The organism is Nicoliella spurrieriana (assembly GCF_023380205.1).
Lineage (GTDB): Bacteria > Bacillota > Bacilli > Lactobacillales > Lactobacillaceae > Nicoliella > Nicoliella spurrieriana.
Genome location: NZ_CP093361.1, coordinates 1,672,621 through 1,690,259, shown reverse-complemented (window position 1 = coordinate 1,690,259; position 17,639 = coordinate 1,672,621). Strand labels below are relative to the sequence as shown.

Below are 17,639 nucleotides of genomic sequence, written 5' to 3'. Positions count from 1 at the left end.
GATGGCAGAAAATAAAGCTGCAGATATTACGAGTCAATTATGGAATATGGCTAATGAATTACGGGGGAACATGGATGCGGTCGATTTCCAAACCTATATTTTAGGGTTCATGTTTTATAGATACCTTTCAGAACACCAAGAAGCATTCCTGAAGTCCCAAGATTTCTTCGATGTTAAACCAGGTCAAGATATTAACGATGCATATGCGGAAGCAGCTGCTGAAGATGGTGTTGAAGATTATCTCGAAGCCATTGCAGAACGTGATGGATATGCGATTCGTCCGGAAGACACTTGGGCCACCATCGTTAAGAAAGTGGAGAACGGCACCATTGCTCCCGAAGATTTCCAAAACATGTTTGATCATTTTAATGAAAATGCATCATTGAACCACGGAGCCGAAAAGGATTTCCGGGGGGTGTTTGCGGACATTAACCTTGGAAACAGTCGACTTGGTAATAACACTAATGATCGGGCTAAGGCACTTAGTAAAATTGTGAACTTGGTTGATAAATTTAACTATAATGACGAAAGTGGGCATGATATTTTAGGGGATGTATATGAATACCTAATTGCCCAATTTGCCTCTAACTCCGGTAAGAAGGCGGGAGAATTTTACACGCCCCATGAAGTGTCCGAAATTCTTGCTAAACTAGTAACGCTTGGGTTACCAGATAATGACGACCCATTTGATGTTTTAGATCCTGCAATGGGGTCGGGATCATTGCTATTGACGGTTCAAGATGAAGTACCCAATGGGCAAAAGAAGGGGAAAGTGCGGTTCCATGGGCAAGAATTAAACACAACAACTTATAACTTAGCTCGAATGAACTTAATGATGCATGGGATTGGTTACCAGAATATGCAACTTAGAAATGGTGACACACTAGAAAGCGATTGGCCTGATGGAATTGACGAAAATGGAATTGAACACCCTCGCTTTGTAGATGCAGTGGTAGAAAACCCACCATACTCTGCGCATTGGGACAATAACGAGGGTAAATTAAAGGATCCTCGATTCAAAGAATATGGAGCACTACCGCCAAAGAGTAAAGCTGACTACGCATTCCTACTTCATGGCCTTTTCCATTTGAAACCCACTGGGACGATGGCAATTGTGTTACCACATGGGGTGTTATTCCGTGGTGCTAAGGAAGGGAAAATCCGGGAAGCATTGCTTAAGAAGAATCAAATTGATGCAGTGATTGGCTTGCCAGAAAAGCTATTCTACTCGACCTCAATTCCAACGGTGGTAATTGTATTGAAGAAGCAACGGGATAATCGGGATGTGCTCTTCATTGATGCTAGTAAGCACTTTGAAAAGGGTAAGAATCAAAACGTATTGAAACCAGCAGATATTGATTTGATTATTGATACCTATCAAAAACGGCAAGACGTTGATAAGTATGCGCATGTTGCAACACCCGAAGAAATTGAAGAAAATGACTTTAACTTAAACATTCCGCGGTATGTAGATACTTTTGAACCAGAACCAGAAATTGATATTCAAGCTGAAGAGCAAAAAATTGCTGAAATTGATGCTGAATATGAAAAGGTTGAAGCCGAATTCAACAAGATGAAGGCTGAATTGGTTTGGACGGACCAACATGATCAAGATAAATAATTAATCGTAAACTAAAGACGCACTCTCGCGGGAGAATGAGTCTTTTTTAGATGAACATATTTTGAAGATAACCTTTTTGAGTTGTTTGAGATGCTCGAGTTTGGATTGTTGGAGGGATATTTGTTGGTCTAGGTTTTGGAAGAGTGATCCGATTTTTTGTTGTTCTTTAATACTAGGAAAAATTATTTTTAATTTTAGTAAGTTATTTTTTGAGATGTTATATCTAGATATTCCTTGTGCAAGCGGAAATATTGAACTTCTGAATTGATCAGATCTTAAATAGTATCCTAAAAAATAATTATCAAAATGAATTAATGGTCTATATCCAAACGAAAAGCTGTTTAAATAAACATCATTTTCATTATAGTCCCATATAGATGATAAACCGACTTCTTCAGGAGTTTCAGAAGAAATAGTGAACAGAATGTCGTGTTTATTAACGCAATTTTGTTTGTAATCCACTTCTATACTTTTTACTCCGTCTTTTCTAGCTATAGCATTATTGTAAACATTTAAATATGTTATATATTTACCATTACCATGACCAAAATCATCTTTATTTTTTCCTGTAAGTCCACCATAACTTTTTCCGAGTTTGTTTAGCTTATCTAAATTCCAATTCCCATTAAATTTATTAAATCTAAGTAATGGCAGAATTTCTCCCTTTGCAGGATATAGTTTTTGCAAAAATCCGCGCTTCAGTTGCTTCAGGTGAATAACCTTTTGAGATTGGAGTTCAATTAGTTGATCTAGTTTTTGGAAAAAAGAACCAATTTTTTGTTGTTCATGAAATTCTGGAATAAATATTTTCATTTTACCCATTTGCTTTCCAGATATTTCATTAAAAGTGGATCCAGATCCCATTTTATTTCCATATTTTTTAAGTTTGTTTGTAATTGAAAAAGTAAAATATGAATCCAATAATTTTTTTTTAGGAACAATTGACTGAAATCCTTGATTAGTACACGCTTCTTTAGAAAGAATAGCAGTTTTTCCAATTCCTGCTCTAGATGTAAAAAGTATGGTTCCAACGGGCAAAATTTTTGCAGAAGATTTTTGGAGACCTAAAGTAGTTATCTTTTTTTGACTATTATAAACAAAAATATCCTTTCCAATTTCCATGGGTGAAAACCAGTTTATACTTCCATTCCAATAACTAATATTATTTGTATTAGGAGTTCCACCACTAATTATTTTGGATAACTTGTTTAAAGTAGTTTTTTTCCACAAATCCGTATAGCCTTCGAATCTTAACGAGGGTAAATTCATTTTTAATACCATTCCTTAATAATATTTATACATTTCACTATTATTACGAAATGATGATATACTTAAATCAATATAAAATTAGATATGAGGAAATATAAACGCTAATTTATATGCATTTGTATGTCACTATTTACGTTTTAATTAGGATTTTATTTAATTAAAACGTAAAAATAAATATATAGATATGAAAATGAGGTATTATTAATGGGTAAATTATGTCCAAGAAATAGATTTAAAGAATTTCATAAATATTGGAAATTAGTAAAGTTTGGAGAATATTTCAAAATTATTATGGGACAATCTCCTAGCTCTAAAAATTACATAAATAACAATGAATATAATGTATTAGTTCAAGGTAATGCAGATATCAAAAATGGACATATTAATCCAAGAATATTTACTACTGAAATAACTAAACTATCAAAAAAAATGAAATAATAATGACTGTTAGGGCTCCTGTTGGTGAAGTAGCAATTAATCAATTTACAGAGATTGTTTTGGGGCGTGGAGTTTGTTCAATATCAGGTAATCTTTTTATTTATTTTTTACTACTATCATTAAAAAATAGAAACTTTTGGAAAAGATATAGTTCTGGATCAACATTTTTATCAATAAATTCAAATGATATAAAAAATTTACTTGTCTATATTCCCAATGATAAAGAACAGAAAAAAATTGGGTTATTTTTACAAAAACTTGATCAACTAATTGAACTCCAATCTCAAAAAGTTACTCACTTAAAGCAGCTGAAGCGCGGTTTCTTGCAAAAACTATATCCTGCAAAGGGAGTTTCAGTGAATTTGTTAAGGTTTCATACATTCAATGATGATTTATTAAATGTATCGTTAAAAGATATTTCTTATAATCAATCATCTAATATAGGTGTAAAAGATGTTAAAAAAAATGGAAAATATCCAGTGTATGACGTCAATAAATTAATAGGATTTTTGAATAGTTATCAGAGTAAGGATGAATATATTTCAATAATAAAGGATGGATCTAACGTTGGAAAAACATTTCTTCGCCGTGGGATGACATCTGTAATTAGTACGATGGAAATTATCCATCCAAATGGAGTGGATTTAAATTATCTATTTTACAAATTACAAAATATAAACTTCAGATTATTTAAGATTGGAACGGGGATTCCACATATTTATTTTAAAGATTACTCTAAATTAAAATTATTGATTCCACACCCCAAAGAACAAAAAAAAATCGGTGCATTCTTCCAAAATTTAGATCAACAAATTGATCTTCAACAATCCAAACTTGATCATCTCAAACAACTAAAGAAGGGATATCTACAAAACATGTTCATTTAATTAGATGCTCTTATGTCAATAAATTGAACTAATTTTATTCATGAATTTAATCATAGTGGCATAATAAATATGCACATTAAAAAAACAGGTCGTGTTAAGAAAATACTTAACATGGCCTGTTTTTAAATCATGGGGAAGATATTACTTGATATAAGCATTCTTGAAATCATATGGAACACCAGCTGGATTAAAGCTAACGTCCTTAACATCGCTTCTAAGCAGTTGTGATTTATCAGCTTGGTAGAGTGGAATCGTGGCCTGATCATTCATTAAGACCTTTTCAGCTTTTACTAATGCATCCCAACGCTTTTCAGTTGGTTAGCTAATTCATCTTCACTTTCTTCAGTTAATTTATCAAATTCACTGTTTTTGTAACCAACGGTATTGTAGCTGGAGTTACTTTCAAACACATCTAAGAAATTAATTGGATCAGCGAAAACAGATTGCCAGTTAGCTAACGTTGCTTGGAAGTTTTTCTTTTGTTGAGTAGCAATTAATTGAGCAAATGGGACAACAGAAATTGATACCTTTACGTTTGGAAGTTTCTCCAATGCACCTTGGATAAATTCAGCGGTTTGTTTATTAGTATCAGTTTCAGCAACTAGTAGTTTGAAATTCAACTTTTTAGTATTAGTTTCTTTAAATCCCTTTGCTAATAGCTTCTTAGCTTCACTTAGATTACTAGAAACACTATTTTTAACGTATGACTCATTATTAAATTGTGCTCCTGTTTTAGGATTAGTACCCATGTTGGAAGGGACAAATCCCTTAGCGGGAACTGATCCATCTTGTAGGACATCATTAGTTAATTGTTGTCTGTTGATGGCAAGCGAAATTGCTTTCCGGACGTTAATATTTTTGAATGCCGGAACGGTAGTTTGATTTAGGTCTAATCGAACTAGTGTATTTGGAACTCGTTTTACAAAATCAGGGTTATTTTTATTATTTTTGATTTGTTGCCCTGTCAATAGGGTTTCATCAACCTTATTGGACTTATATAAGTTATAACTAGTCTCGGTTGACTCAGCTACTTGGTCATTGATTTTAGTTAACTTGACTGCTTGTTTATCCCAATAATATTTATTTTTAACGAGGGTCCAACTATTGCTGGAGCCATTCCATTTAGTTAATTTAAATGGCCCGTCATAAACATTATATTTACTGTTAGTACCAAACTGCTTTCCGTATTTATTAACTGGGTAGAATAATGGCCATGATAACAATTTCTTGAAGTATGTAACTGGCTTGGTAAGGGTAACTTGAAGTTTATATTTGCCTAATGCGTGAATGCCAAGACTACTCAATGGTTTCTTACCTGCATTAATTTCCTTAGCATTTTGAACTTGGTCTAAATAAAAAGCATCTTGTGACGCAGTTTTAGGATTAACTGTTCTTTGCTATGAATAAACGAAATCAGCCGCGGTTACTGGATCACCATTTGACCATTTAGCATCATCTCTTAAATCAAAGGTATACACCTTGCCATCTTTAGATACGGTTGCCTTTTTAGCAATTGCTAATTGTGGAGTACCGTTTTTATCTAAACGATATAATCCATCACCAGTATTCATTAGGACGTTGAAACTTAAAGTATCAGTAGCCTTAGATAAGTCATTTGTTGCTAATGGGGTTGGTTCAGTCCAATTTAATACCTGTTTCTTTTGACTAGCGCTATCTGAATTGCTGTTACCACATGCAGCTAGTGTGATTGCAATTCCGGTAAAGACACTTCCTAATATTACCTTATAGCTATTTTTCATTATATGATTCCTCCTCTGAAAATAAAAAACCCTTTGTAAATTAATACAAAGGGCATTTCAGCGGTACCACCTTTTAGTTAAATTTAGCTCGCACTAAATTCCTCAGTATCTCCTATAAGATAGAGATAAAGATTGATATCGGTCTTTAATCCGGAATAATAGCTATAAAAACCATTATTCAACTCCAAGTTCATTTTCGCTAGTTCATCATTATTCCATCTCACCAAATCGGAACTCTCTTGAAATGACAAAAACCTAGTTACTCTACTCTTCAACGTACATATTAATTTAATGGCATAATTATAATTCAAAATTAATCTTTTTGCAATTTTTATTTCAATCCATTAATTTTATTCCAATGAAAAGATAGCTCCAAACGAAGATATTAGTTAAAAGATTGTATTTAATTCGATAATAGGATTAATATAATGATTAAGAAAACATTAAATACCAAGATGGGGGCCTTCATAATGAAAAAATCAATGATCTATTTAGCAACGTTAGCAGCACTCACTACTGGTGGAATCGCAGTTATGAACACCGTTAATCCAAGCTTTATTTCGGGTCCCGTGGCATATGCTGGGGTTCCGTATCGGACCATGTTAGTGGCACCACTTTCCGATGAAGCATCCCAGTATATTAATTTCTATACTAATTTTGATGGAGGCCCATCGTTTATTAATTATGATCAGACTGCTTATCAATTGGGTGGCGACAGTACATCTAAGCAATATGCGGTTAGAAGTACGGCCCCTTATATTGTTGAATCAAATGGCATTAATGATAATCAGGATAATGATAAGGACTACCTGACTACAATTTATGAGGAAAACTATGTGCCAAATCCTAATAGTGGAGTTTCTAATCTACAACCGATTAAAGTGGCGTATATTTGTTTTGATTCAGATGGAAATAATGTTGATGATTTCTATAGTAAGTACGTTTCCAGCTCATCAATAATTGATAATACCTACTCGATTAGTGATTTAAAGCGTGATGTTTCGAATATGAGTGATAGCGATTTTATGCAATACGGCTTTGGCCAACACGTTGATCAACATGATGGAATTTCTAGAAGCAAACTATTAAATGAAATCAATATCATTCTTAAATATTACCTCCATGAAGATGTTAGTGATACGCCCAGTACGACTGATAGCGATGCAAATTCCGATAGTTCAAACGGGAGTAGTGTTAGCAGCAATCAGACTCAGACTAGTAATGCTAGTTCACAAACTAATAATCAACAACAGCCAAGTAAGAATGCTGCTAAAATAAAACGAGCTAAGCAGTCGGTTACTAAGGCTAAGCGGAACTTAAAGCGAGCTGAAAAGAAAGGGAAGCAATCTGCAATTAAGCAGGCTAAGCAAACTTTGAATAAGGCGAAAAAACAGCTGCAAAGTGTTAAAAATTAAATGATAATATTACAAAAGCGCCTTTGGTTGTTCATCAACTAGAGGCGTTATTTTGGTAAATATAGTATGGCAATGGTCCGATCGATTTAATTATGATTTTGTAATCAAACTGTAACTTATGAAGCAAAATTATTTGTGCTACGCTAATTAATGAATAAGCAATAAGGAGCGATCACAATGCCTAGAAATTTTAAGGAAGAATTGATTTTTACAGCACTGATGGCCGGCTTAATGGTCATCGTCATGGAAACGTATAACGTGATTTTAGCCCAGGGAGTCGATAGTGGAATCGCACTTGAGATTATTAAGGGCTACCCAGTCGCATTGTTAGTGGCCGCATGTCTGGATCTACTTTTAGTGGGGCCTAGCATGAAGGGCATCTTTTTCAAGTTCATTTTTAAACCAGCCTGGCAGAAAACACCGATTAAAATTGCATTGGGGATTTCAACATTGATGGTCCTTGGGATGGTGACCTGCATGTCATTGTTCGGAATTATCGTGACATTTGGAATTGGGAACATCTCGTGGGTGATGTACGGGCATGCATGGTTATTAAACTTAATCTTAGCATTACCATTGCAACTCCTAATCGTGGGCCCGATTTGTCGGTTCCTATTAGCGCGGGTGCAAGCAAGTTTTGACGCCCGTCAATAATCAATAATCATAACGCAGAATCAGTGAATGGTTCTGCGTTTTTGTTTGTTTAAACTCGCTTTTTATTCCTTATCATTCTATACTGGAAGTGTTAATCACATTTTTACATAAAGGAATGGTGTTTTATGAATAAACTTTGGCAAATCGCGGGGGTAGCGACGTTATTACTACTAGCGGGCTGTGGGAATCAAACCGCTAGTCAACAAACTAGTAGCAGCAGTCAGTCCAGTAGTGTTAGTAGCTCCAGTAGTGTGGCTAGCTCTAGTTCGGCCACCAGTAGTTCTGCGACCAATAGCAGCTCTGCTGCGCAGAGTAGTAGCACGGCCACCACTACAAATAACAGTGGGGTCAATGATAAACAAATTGGGGTCATGGTAGCATTTTTAACCATGCCGAATTGGTTTAAGCAGAACCTGGATGGGATGTATTATCAACCTGCTAGTTTAACGACTCATTCTAGAGGAACGGCAGTTCGTAACTATAGTTATGTTAGTCAAATGGGGGATCCGACCAGCTTTATTTATTACCAGGTTAATGGAGAGAACGTTAATATTAAACTCTGGGAGCTAAGTGCTCAGGGTGGAGTTGCCGATGGGCATTGGAAGAACGAAACGGTTAGTATCGACCGCTTAAAGAATGACTACTACGTTAACCAATCCCAAAAGGACGAGGTTAACAGCGATGCTAATCAACTTAAATCTGCACAACAATTTATGAATGCGCACAAAAACGACTAAAGAACCATCCGTGATTGTCCAAATCGCAATTACGGATGGCTTTTTAGCGTGAAAATCAATCTGAAATAATTTGTATTTCGGATTTGATTTTGCTATATTAAATTTAAAATCTTTATTTTTGAGGTGGAACTAAATGGCAGCTGAAGCAATTGGAACCATTCAGGATCTTTTTGTGAATAAAAATATGAAAGATAATTCAATTTATTTTACGTTTCGGTTAGTTTATCAAGGCTTTTTAAACCAGGCGGATGAAGAAAAGATAAATCTATCATCTCGTAAAGATGAATACATCTATCTAGAGTTTAAATCCATCCATGATGTTGGGGTTAAAATAAATGGTTTAAATGTTGTTAAGATGATGCGTGATCAGAAGATTACTAAGAGCGCTGACTTTGATAATGACATCAAAGTCAATGCGCTAAAGGAACAAATGATTGAAATTTGCCGAAATAAGTTATTCATTACGGAACCTAATTTAACTGATCGAATCGGGTATGCGAAATTAATTGCGGTAGTCAATGCTGATCATGAAGCCAATTATGATCAAGCATTAGCGTTTTTGAACCCTAGTAACACTCTTGGCATTTACGGAGTCGATGAGCTACTGCATTCAATCGAATCTGGGCAGGAAGTTCGGGTGAATGAACACACGACCATTGATGAAAATGTACAGATCAATGGGATGATTTGGGCTGGCGAAAATGAAACGATGCTACTGAGTGGGCATGTTCAGGTCCAAGCTGATGGGGTGCTTCAGTTTACAGATCCATTCGACCAGTACCAAGTGACTAAAATTAATGATGATTGGTTGAGCAATCTGAATGATTCCGATACGTTATTTTATATTCCTGAAAACGTCTGCTTGGGCGATTCTGCTTCGGGAACCATTAAACAGTCGCATCAATATTTTAATGCTGAGTATAATCAAGCAATCGTAAATTCACAATCTGATGATGTTTTGTACCACTTTGCTGAAGTGCTAGCAAAGCAATATCGCTTTGAATTTACCAAGCAAGACATTGCGAACTTCCATAATTCGGTTAAGAGTTTTCCACTGACGATTTTAGCAGGATTAAGTGGGTCTGGAAAATCTAAAATTGTGACCGCATATGCTGACGCGCTGGGCATCAAAAACGAAGAACAGTTCAACATGGTGGCGGTGAGTCCTGACTGGCAAAGTGATGCCGATTTATTAGGGTTCGTAGACATATCCAAAGAACGCTACCTGCCTAGCACATCGGGGATCGTTGATACCCTCATCGCAGCAAATGCCAATCCCCATAAATTATACTTAATCGTCTTAGACGAAATGAACCTAGCACGGGTGGAATTTTACTTTGCTCAGTTCCTATCAGTGTTAGAACGGGATAAAAAGGACCAAAAAATTAGGCTGTATAACCCACATCAATCAGTGGATAATGCGGATGAATATCCTGCGGAAGTCTGGATTCCAAATAACGTGCGGTTCATTGGGACCATGAACATTGATGAATCAACGTTCCAGTTGTCAGATAAGGTTTTGGACCGGGCAAATTTGATCAAGCTATCTAAAACGGCCTTTACAGCCATCTTAAACCTCCCAGCTCCCACCACCGTTGATAGTCCTGAAGTATCATTTGACACCTACCAACAAACGATTGACCGCGGGGACTTTCAATTTAATCAATTGTACTTACAGTTCTTCGATGATTTGTACCAGTTAATTAACAATGCCATTCCGGACTTGGGCTTTAGCTGGCGCACATTGAGTAACATTCAAACGTTTATGAGCAACGTTAAAGCGTACGATGATGCCGATTTTCAATTTGATGATCGGGTGGCATTTGATTACCAAATCGCCCAACGGATTTTACCGAAGGTACGCGGTAGTCAACAGGTGTTAGCACCGTTATTAGGTGCTGATAATCAATTTGAACAATTATTGGACCGCTACCACGATTTATCTGATTTTGAGGTAACTAGGCAGCAACTAACACATAAGCGAAAAGAGATTAGGGTGATTGGATTTGCAAACTAGGGTGGTTTTAATTCGGGGCCGTTCTGGCAAGGAGCAGTTAGAGTTAACTCAAGCTGGGACTGCCTGTTATCAAATTAAGGAGAACACCTACTGTAGTTTGGCGATTACCGTGGGGGCAAATGAGCGGGTGTATCTGGAAGGGTTATCAGAGCTGAAGCGCGTCCCGTTGAATAGCTTGGCCCGTGATGAACGGGGCCGGCAGTATCTTGCTAGTGACTGCACCGTTTCTCTTTATGATACTAAGATTAATAAGGATGTTTACATTCCTGGATACTATAAATTAGTGGTGTGTGCAGATGAAACCCGCTACCAGTGCTGGTTAAAATTTAATAATAAGTTCTTTGGGACCGGTGAAAATGCCGATCAAGAATATAATCAGATGGTGTTTGATATTGATGCGGCGTTTAAAAAATTATCCCAGGTGGCTACGAATAAGCGGGCCCGGGTGGCGTCAATCCTATTAATCGATGAACTAATGCGCTTTTTAAAGGCGCACTTAGAGGCCTTTACCGGCGTGGTTGCAAACTTAAAGCAGCATCCACAAAATCAGCTTAAACGCGGCCATCATTGGAGTCCGGCATTGACGGGACGCCTTGATCGACGGTCACTGAACCGGATGGCACAAAAGCCAAGTGATGGTTACTACGTTCAATCGAATCAAGTGAACTTCAATACGCAGGCAAACCAAAATTTAAAGGCGACCCTTCGGCGGTTAAACTTCATTCTGAACCCGCTAGTGAATGCTAATAATGATGAAATCATCACGCCATACGTTGATTTAATCAATCAGCTACTGACGCATTCCTGGCTGAAGCGGGTCACGGACCGGCCGTTGCGGCGTCAAGCCCATCAAATTGACTACCGGTACCGATTCATGACTCAATTTTTAACTGGCGTTGAGGACTGCCTTCGCAAGCAGCATTCGATTGCAGCCCAATCGAATCAATTTGGGATTGCCCGGCGGAGCAGTTATGATTTATATGAATACTGGGGTTTTATTAGCGTCATTGTCGCATTTCACCAACTGGGGTTTTCAGACGTGCCACTGTGGAGTTTAGCGGAGCAGTTAATGGCTAACAATCAGCCGATTGATGGGCTACCTAAGATGACGCAGGTTAAAATGACTAAGCCAGTTGAGCTAGGGACGCTGAAATTAACCGTGATGGCGGTAATTACCTATAATGATGAAATGGACCATGTTGATAATGGTCGGTCAAAACTGTGGATCGATAGCAATCATTACAAACCTGATCTTAGGGTCGATTTCTTCGATCATGACGCTGATGATACGTTGATCGGTAGTTTTATTATGGATACTAAGTATCGAGAAATTAAGTACTTTATCAACGATCGTAATAAGGATACGATGCAGCAATTATTGGACTACTACTATAAGGTCAATAGTAGTGACATGTTTAAATCGGCTCACTATGTTGAAAACATTCCGCGTGAATTATTACGGGTGGTTTCTAAGGTCGGCATCATCAATCCGGTTTCGAGTGATGCTCATTTAAGGCGGTGGGGATTGGAATCGGTATTTGCAGTTCCTAGTGATAAGCGGCAAATTAATGATTTTATTGACGCACAAATAACGGCGATTTTGAATTTAGTAACAATTTTACATTGTTGATCGATTGCCTTTGATGCGAATGATTAGAGTGCGTTAATTAACGGTTGATTTATTGAAATGATAATGGTAAAAATAAAATAGATTGAATAATTATGACTGATATGGGGTGTTTTTATGAATGTTTTACCGAGTGAAAAGGAACTGACTGATGAACAAGTCACCGCGCTACGGGCTAGTGATAATCAAGATCAAATTGTTTTAGGTGTTGCTGGAGGTGGCAAAACGGTGATTGCCATTTATCGCTCCATTATGCTATCAAATTCATCATTATTTGAGCCCAAAAGGGTATTAATTCTGACTTATAATGATGCGATTCATTCATTTATCAGGGGCAATGTGAAACAACAAGCGAACGACACCGACAATGTGGATGTGAATACTGTTTATACATACTTTAAGGAGTTAGTGAATACTTGCCGGCCGACGCAAGAATTGAAAAATCTAAATGAGCATGAATATCAATTCTTACAATCTGCTAATAACCGGTATGATGACTACGTCCATAATCGCAGTCCTTATAATAAACGGGGGTACAATTACTACCCAGAAGCGACTGCTATGGATAAAAATGTTGTAAATAAAATGTTAGATGAATTGATTGATGAAGCCAAAAAGGAGCATCCTGATAATAACATTTGGAAAAAAGATCAAATGAGCTATAAGGACATCAAATTAGCAATCAGGGATGAAATTAACTGGATGCAGGATAATGAGATTCCGTATAATGATGAAGCCGCCTATTTAAATGCCGATCGAATTGGCCGAAGTTCATTTAACCTGGGAAACAAGGGCGGGATTCAACGGAAGTTGGTTTATGATATTTATTACCAATACTATGAAAAACGGGATAGTTACAGAACTGACCGGGGCGTTTCTAAGATTTTTGACTATAATGATGTTTATCGCTTGGTGAAGTACCTCGACATTCCCGAAAATCAAAAGTATGACTATGTAATCGTTGATGAAGTCCAAGACTTATCGCCGGTAATGTTCGAAGCGTTAAATCAAATTCGGAAGCGTGATGGCAATACCTACTTCACACTATTAGGTGATTTATCACAAAACATCTTTGGACGTCGGATGTCTTGGAAGAAACTAGGGCTGCAGGTGAACCGTGGAAATAGTCATCGCATTAAGCATAACTACAGAAATACCTATGAAATTTCTAAGCTCGGGAAGGATTTTCTAGATTACTGTAAGTTACACTACTCCTCTGATGTTGAATCAGCCTCTTATAAGGAAACGGAATCGACGTTCATTGAGCCAGAGCTATCGACTAAGCATAGTTATCAACCCTATGCGGTGAACTACTCTAAATCGGATTACATCGTTCGGTTTTTAAACCGGGCGGTAAAGGCGAATGAGGATTCATTAATCATTTGTCGGAATGATCGGGATAAACGTGAAATTACGAACCTATTAAAGCAAAATGACATTGCCTTTAAGGATGAGTATGGTAAAGACGATGATGAAGACGATGGGACTGCTAATGTTTATGTTTTAGGGATGAATAAAATTAAGGGGCTCCAGTTTCCGAACGTCTTGTTTTATTGTATCGATTCAATGCCTAGTTACTATTGCCGTGATGAAATTTTAAACATGGATAGTACGGTGAAGTTTGAGATGTTAAATGATGAGGAAGCCAATCGGTTTTATGCACAAGAATACGTTGGAATTACTAGGTCTGAAAACATGTTAATGCTGGTATACCGGAATCCGCAAACGATTAACTTGCTAAAGGAAATTGGCAGTGATTCAATCCGCTATATTCAATAGTTAAATTAATTACAAACCACGATGGGCTTTTAAATCGTGGTTTTTTTATTGCTAAAATTGGCGTTTTTTAATTGATAATCATATACTGAAAGGTGTAAATAATTAATACATAGGGGAATGATACGATATGAAAAAATTTTGTAGTATTGTAGGATTATCAATGGTGTTATTGTTAGCTGGTTGTGGGAATAATGGTAATGATAAAGCGACGAGTAGCAGTAGTAGCCAAGCCGGTAGTTCTAGTGTTACCAGTAGCTCAGCTAGTTCGAGTGTGACCACGAGCAGCTCAGCAGCCAGTAGTTCGGCGACTAATGGTAGTAGCACTGCTAGTAGTGCGTCTGTTAGTAAAAATACCAGTAATTTAAGTGATAAGCAGATTGGGGTCATGGCCGTCTTTCTGGCGTTTCCGGATTTAATTAAGGGCTCAGATCCGGTTTATTACATGCCAGCAAGTCAAAATGTGGGTAAAAATGCACTGGAAAAGGGATATAGCTACATTACGGATATGAGTACCGATCAATTAGGGTATGTATTCTATCAAGTGAACGGCTCGAATGTGACGATTAAGAATTGGGTCTCGGGTGCAAAAGATGTCGCCGATGGTCACTTTAAGGTGGAAACCGTCACGATTGACCGCTTGGTGAATGACTACTACGTTAACCAGGGCCAAAAAGACGAGGTAAATGGCGACGTGGCCAAGTTAAAATCAGCACAACAACATGATAATGAATAGCAAAGAAACTAAATAGGGGGGAGGAAGTTCGAGCATGCCGAATTTCCTCCCCCCTATTTATTAATGATGGTGGTTACCAAATTTCCATTTTCTCGTATCGTGGCGATTAAACCTTGATGACAATTTTACCCACGTTCTTTTGATCAGCCATGAACTGTTGAGCAGCGAGGGCGTCCGCTAGGTCAAAGGTGGCACTCACTGATGGCTTTAAGGTTCCGTCCGCAAATAATTGCTTGGTATCGGCCACGAATGCCTGCGTTAAGCGAGCCTTATATTCAGCTGAGCGTGGCGATAACATGGTTCCGGTAATGCTGGCGCGCTTGACCATGATGTAGCGTAAATTAAATTGGTCCACGATGCTACCGCTCAAATCACCGATTAACACGATCCGGCCATCAAAGTGCAATGCGTTCAAATTACTTTGAAAGTAGTTCTTCCCAATGAAGTCGAGGATTAAATCAACGCCCTGGTGTTCAGTAATCCGATCGACTTCGGCTTCAAAGTCCTGGGTTTTATAATCAATCGTGTAATCCGCCCCGAATTGTTTACAAACCTTCGTTTTGGCAGTACTAGCAGTGGTAATCACGGTTGCGTGTTTCAACACCTTAGCGAGCTGAATGGCAGCCGTGCCCACTGCACTGGCTCCGGCATGAATTAATACTGTTTGGTGTTCTTTTAACTGACCGATCCAAAATAGGGCCTGGTAAGCCGTCAAGAAACTTTCTGGGATGCTAGCACCCTGGGTGTAACTAACTTCATCTGGAAGTGGAATGATTCGTTCAGCTGGGACGGCAACCAAGCCAGCGTAACCACCATGATCGAGAAGGGCCGCCACTCGTTGACCGACTTGCACCTGATTGGACTTAGATTCGATCACTTCACCTGCTGCTTCTAGTCCGAACACGGTGTCAGCGGGCTTACGCTTGCCGGTGGCCCACGCCAAATCGACGTGGTTAACACCGGTGGCATGAACCTTGATTAACACGGAGCCAGTGGTGACTTCGGGATTTGGAACGTCGACGATGGGGTTAGCTTGACTTAAGCTATGGATGGTAACTGCTTTCATATGATTTCCTCCGCAATGAATTGATTTTACCAAATAGATTAGCGGGTTATGCGATAATTGTCAATTACTAAAAAGGGATTGATGCGATTAAGCATCAATCCGATTAATTAAACCTTTAAAACGATTTTACCAACGTTTTGCTTATCATGCATGAATTTTTGAGCCGCTAGGGCATCGGGAAGGTCGAACGCCCCACTTACGACTGGGTCCAACTTCCCGTCCGCAAATAATTGTGCTGTCTTTTGGGCAAATTCAGTGGTTAACTTAGCTTTATATTCCTCAGACCGGGGCATTAACATGGACCCGGTCACGGTAGCCCGCTTGACCATGATGTAGCGGAGGTTGAATTGGTCAACGATTTCACCGCCGAGCGTGCCGATGATGACGATGTGACCATCGGTATGCAAAGCGTTTAGATTCCGTTGGAAATAACTCGCACCAATGAAGTCAATGATTAAATCAACCCCTTGGTGATCAGTGATTTGATCCACTTCGGCTTCAAAATCCTGGTGTTCGTAATCAATTGCGTAATCAGCACCGTTCTCCTTACATGCCTGCGTTTTAGCAGCACTGGAAGTGGTAATGACCGTAACGTCCTTAAGGGCCTTGGCCAATTGGGTGGCGGCACTACCAACGCCCCCAGCACCACCGTGAATTAATACGGTTTGATGGTCCTGCAATTGGCCCAACCAAAATAGTGATTGGTAGGCAGTCAGATAACTAACTGGGATGCAGGCCCCCTTTGAATATGAAACGGTTTCGGGAAGTGGGATGACCCGGTTAGCTGGGACCGAAACGAACTCAGCGTAGGCACCACCGACAACAAATGCAGCTACCCGTTGGCCGACCTTCACGGCCGAATTGGATTCGACGACCTCACCTGATACTTCTAATCCCAAGATGGTATCGTCTTTTTTGCGCTTTCCAGTGGCCCAAGCTAAATCGACGTTGTTGACTGCGGTGGCGTGCACCTTAATTAATACGGAATCCGCTGGGACCGCTGGGGTCGGTACGTCAACTAAGGGATTGGCTTGTCCTAAACTGTGAATTGTAACTGCTTTCATGGTCTGATCTCCTTTGCAATTTAATTGATTACTTTTAAAACACAATAGTTTTTTATGGACTAAAAGTCAACCGATTAGCGTCTGAATTAATCAAAAATATTGAGGTTTTTGATTTGCCGCAGCGTATCCACGAAGAGGTCAGCTTCATGCTCCGACAGTTGCCCTAAAATTTTAGAAACGTCAGCAGTGAGCTTATTCCGTAATTGGAGTTGGACCTTAGCGACCGCAGTGCCGAGGGGGGTTAATTCCACGATGATGTCCTTACTATTTTGTGGAGTCGAGTAGCGTTTGATTAACCCACGGTCGTTAAGGGCCTTGATTGCCCTCGAAACGGTCGGTTGTGAAATGTGGACTTGTTCTGGTAGCGCCTTGGCATATGCTTTTTGACTATGATAAATCGCAATGATCACGTGAAAATCACGGGTCGTTAGTTTATGAATGACATTGGCGACTTCCTTAGTGGGGGCGTTTTGGCGCATCCACTCTTTTTCGTTATCATCCTTTGAATCTTGTTCTAGAATTTGCCCGATTAAGGTAATGACTTTTTGTGAATTATCCATAACTTCTCCTTT

Annotated in this window: 14 protein-coding genes and 1 pseudogene; 10 read left to right on the top strand and 5 right to left on the bottom strand. The window is 38.5% G+C overall.

Annotated elements, in window-relative coordinates; translation table 11 throughout:
* Position 1: 1 nt before the first annotated feature.
* The gene (locus tag MOO44_RS08580) at positions 2–1,621 is read left to right on the top strand and encodes a type I restriction-modification system subunit M (RefSeq protein ID WP_260116699.1); all 1,620 of its coding nucleotides are present in this window, start codon (positions 2–4) and stop codon (positions 1,619–1,621) included.
* Here MOO44_RS08580 and MOO44_RS08575 read toward each other — a convergent pair whose 3' ends face one another.
* Positions 1,622–2,890 (bottom strand): restriction endonuclease subunit S, encoded by a 1,269-nt coding sequence (locus MOO44_RS08575; RefSeq protein ID WP_260116698.1) that lies wholly within the window; start codon positions 2,888–2,890, stop codon positions 1,622–1,624.
* Positions 2,891–3,094: 204 nt separating this feature from the next.
* Here MOO44_RS08575 and MOO44_RS08570 point away from each other — a divergent pair, with 204 nt between their 5' ends.
* Together MOO44_RS08570 and MOO44_RS08565 are read left to right on the top strand one after the other, a co-directional pair.
* The gene (locus tag MOO44_RS08570) at positions 3,095–3,328 is read left to right on the top strand and encodes a restriction endonuclease subunit S domain-containing protein (RefSeq protein ID WP_260116697.1); all 234 of its coding nucleotides are present in this window, start codon (positions 3,095–3,097) and stop codon (positions 3,326–3,328) included.
* Between the two features lie 2 nt (positions 3,329–3,330).
* The gene (locus MOO44_RS08565; protein WP_260116696.1) at positions 3,331–4,215 is read left to right on the top strand and encodes a restriction endonuclease subunit S; all 885 of its coding nucleotides are present in this window, start codon (positions 3,331–3,333) and stop codon (positions 4,213–4,215) included.
* A 141-nt stretch (positions 4,216–4,356) separates the two neighbouring features.
* On the opposite strand, the pseudogene MOO44_RS08560 reads toward MOO44_RS08565, so the two are convergent.
* Positions 4,357–5,975: pseudogene (locus tag MOO44_RS08560) on the bottom strand (peptide ABC transporter substrate-binding protein).
* Positions 5,976–6,445: 470 nt separating this feature from the next.
* Between MOO44_RS08560 and MOO44_RS08555 the strand changes: the two are divergent.
* From MOO44_RS08555 to MOO44_RS08525, 7 genes are all read left to right on the top strand, one after another.
* Positions 6,446–7,390, top strand: a complete 945-nt coding sequence (locus tag MOO44_RS08555) for a hypothetical protein (protein ID WP_260116695.1) — start codon at positions 6,446–6,448, stop codon at positions 7,388–7,390.
* Between the two features lie 177 nt (positions 7,391–7,567).
* A complete protein-coding gene (locus MOO44_RS08550; protein ID WP_260116694.1) occupies positions 7,568–8,044 on the top strand; it encodes a DUF2798 domain-containing protein in 477 nt (158 codons plus the stop codon).
* A gap of 125 nt (positions 8,045–8,169) precedes the next feature.
* On the top strand, positions 8,170–8,781 hold the full coding sequence (locus MOO44_RS08545) for an Lreu_0056 family protein (protein WP_260116693.1): 612 nt from the start codon (positions 8,170–8,172) through the stop codon (positions 8,779–8,781).
* Positions 8,782–8,914: 133 nt separating this feature from the next.
* Positions 8,915–10,798 (top strand): McrB family protein, encoded by a 1,884-nt coding sequence (locus tag MOO44_RS08540; RefSeq protein WP_260116692.1) that lies wholly within the window; start codon positions 8,915–8,917, stop codon positions 10,796–10,798.
* The gene (locus MOO44_RS08535) at positions 10,788–12,428 is read left to right on the top strand and encodes a hypothetical protein (RefSeq protein ID WP_260116691.1); all 1,641 of its coding nucleotides are present in this window, start codon (positions 10,788–10,790) and stop codon (positions 12,426–12,428) included. Before MOO44_RS08540 ends, MOO44_RS08535 begins: the two co-directional genes overlap by 11 nt.
* Positions 12,429–12,542: 114 nt before the next feature.
* On the top strand, positions 12,543–14,204 hold the full coding sequence (locus MOO44_RS08530; RefSeq protein ID WP_260116690.1) for a UvrD-helicase domain-containing protein: 1,662 nt from the start codon (positions 12,543–12,545) through the stop codon (positions 14,202–14,204).
* A 127-nt stretch (positions 14,205–14,331) separates the two neighbouring features.
* Positions 14,332–14,937, top strand: a complete 606-nt coding sequence (locus tag MOO44_RS08525; RefSeq protein WP_260116689.1) for an Lreu_0056 family protein — start codon at positions 14,332–14,334, stop codon at positions 14,935–14,937.
* A gap of 106 nt (positions 14,938–15,043) precedes the next feature.
* Here the strand turns inward: MOO44_RS08525 and MOO44_RS08520 are convergent, their stop codons facing one another.
* The 3 genes from MOO44_RS08520 to MOO44_RS08510 all read right to left on the bottom strand — a co-directional run bounded on the left by MOO44_RS08520 (position 15,044) and on the right by MOO44_RS08510 (position 17,627).
* Entirely contained in the window at positions 15,044–16,003 is a 960-nt protein-coding gene (locus MOO44_RS08520; RefSeq protein ID WP_260116688.1) for an NAD(P)H-quinone oxidoreductase, read from the bottom strand.
* Positions 16,004–16,110: 107 nt separating this feature from the next.
* The gene (locus tag MOO44_RS08515; RefSeq protein WP_260116687.1) at positions 16,111–17,067 is read right to left on the bottom strand and encodes a zinc-binding dehydrogenase; all 957 of its coding nucleotides are present in this window, start codon (positions 17,065–17,067) and stop codon (positions 16,111–16,113) included.
* Positions 17,068–17,153: 86 nt separating this feature from the next.
* The gene (locus MOO44_RS08510; protein ID WP_260116686.1) at positions 17,154–17,627 is read right to left on the bottom strand and encodes a MarR family winged helix-turn-helix transcriptional regulator; all 474 of its coding nucleotides are present in this window, start codon (positions 17,625–17,627) and stop codon (positions 17,154–17,156) included.
* Between the last annotated feature and the right edge of the window lie 12 nt (positions 17,628–17,639).

Excerpts from the sequence above, each read along its gene's own strand:
- MOO44_RS08520 (WP_260116688.1), bottom strand. The coding sequence starts at position 16,003 with ATGAAAGCAGTTACCATCCATAGCTTAAGTCAAGCTAACCCCATCGTC.
- MOO44_RS08530 (WP_260116690.1), top strand. The coding sequence starts at position 12,543 with ATGAATGTTTTACCGAGTGAAAAGGAACTGACTGATGAACAAGTCACC.
- MOO44_RS08570 (WP_260116697.1), top strand. The coding sequence starts at position 3,095 with ATGGGTAAATTATGTCCAAGAAATAGATTTAAAGAATTTCATAAATAT.
- MOO44_RS08515 (WP_260116687.1), bottom strand. The coding sequence starts at position 17,067 with ATGAAAGCAGTTACAATTCACAGTTTAGGACAAGCCAATCCCTTAGTT.
- MOO44_RS08525 (WP_260116689.1), top strand. The coding sequence starts at position 14,332 with ATGAAAAAATTTTGTAGTATTGTAGGATTATCAATGGTGTTATTGTTA.
- MOO44_RS08555 (WP_260116695.1), top strand. The coding sequence starts at position 6,446 with ATGAAAAAATCAATGATCTATTTAGCAACGTTAGCAGCACTCACTACT.
- MOO44_RS08510 (WP_260116686.1), bottom strand. The coding sequence starts at position 17,627 with ATGGATAATTCACAAAAAGTCATTACCTTAATCGGGCAAATTCTAGAA.
- MOO44_RS08545 (WP_260116693.1), top strand. The coding sequence starts at position 8,170 with ATGAATAAACTTTGGCAAATCGCGGGGGTAGCGACGTTATTACTACTA.
- MOO44_RS08550 (WP_260116694.1), top strand. The coding sequence starts at position 7,568 with ATGCCTAGAAATTTTAAGGAAGAATTGATTTTTACAGCACTGATGGCC.
- MOO44_RS08565 (WP_260116696.1), top strand. The coding sequence starts at position 3,331 with ATGACTGTTAGGGCTCCTGTTGGTGAAGTAGCAATTAATCAATTTACA.
- MOO44_RS08575 (WP_260116698.1), bottom strand. The coding sequence starts at position 2,890 with ATGAATTTACCCTCGTTAAGATTCGAAGGCTATACGGATTTGTGGAAA.
- MOO44_RS08540 (WP_260116692.1), top strand. The coding sequence starts at position 8,915 with ATGGCAGCTGAAGCAATTGGAACCATTCAGGATCTTTTTGTGAATAAA.
- MOO44_RS08580 (WP_260116699.1), top strand. The coding sequence starts at position 2 with ATGGCAGAAAATAAAGCTGCAGATATTACGAGTCAATTATGGAATATG.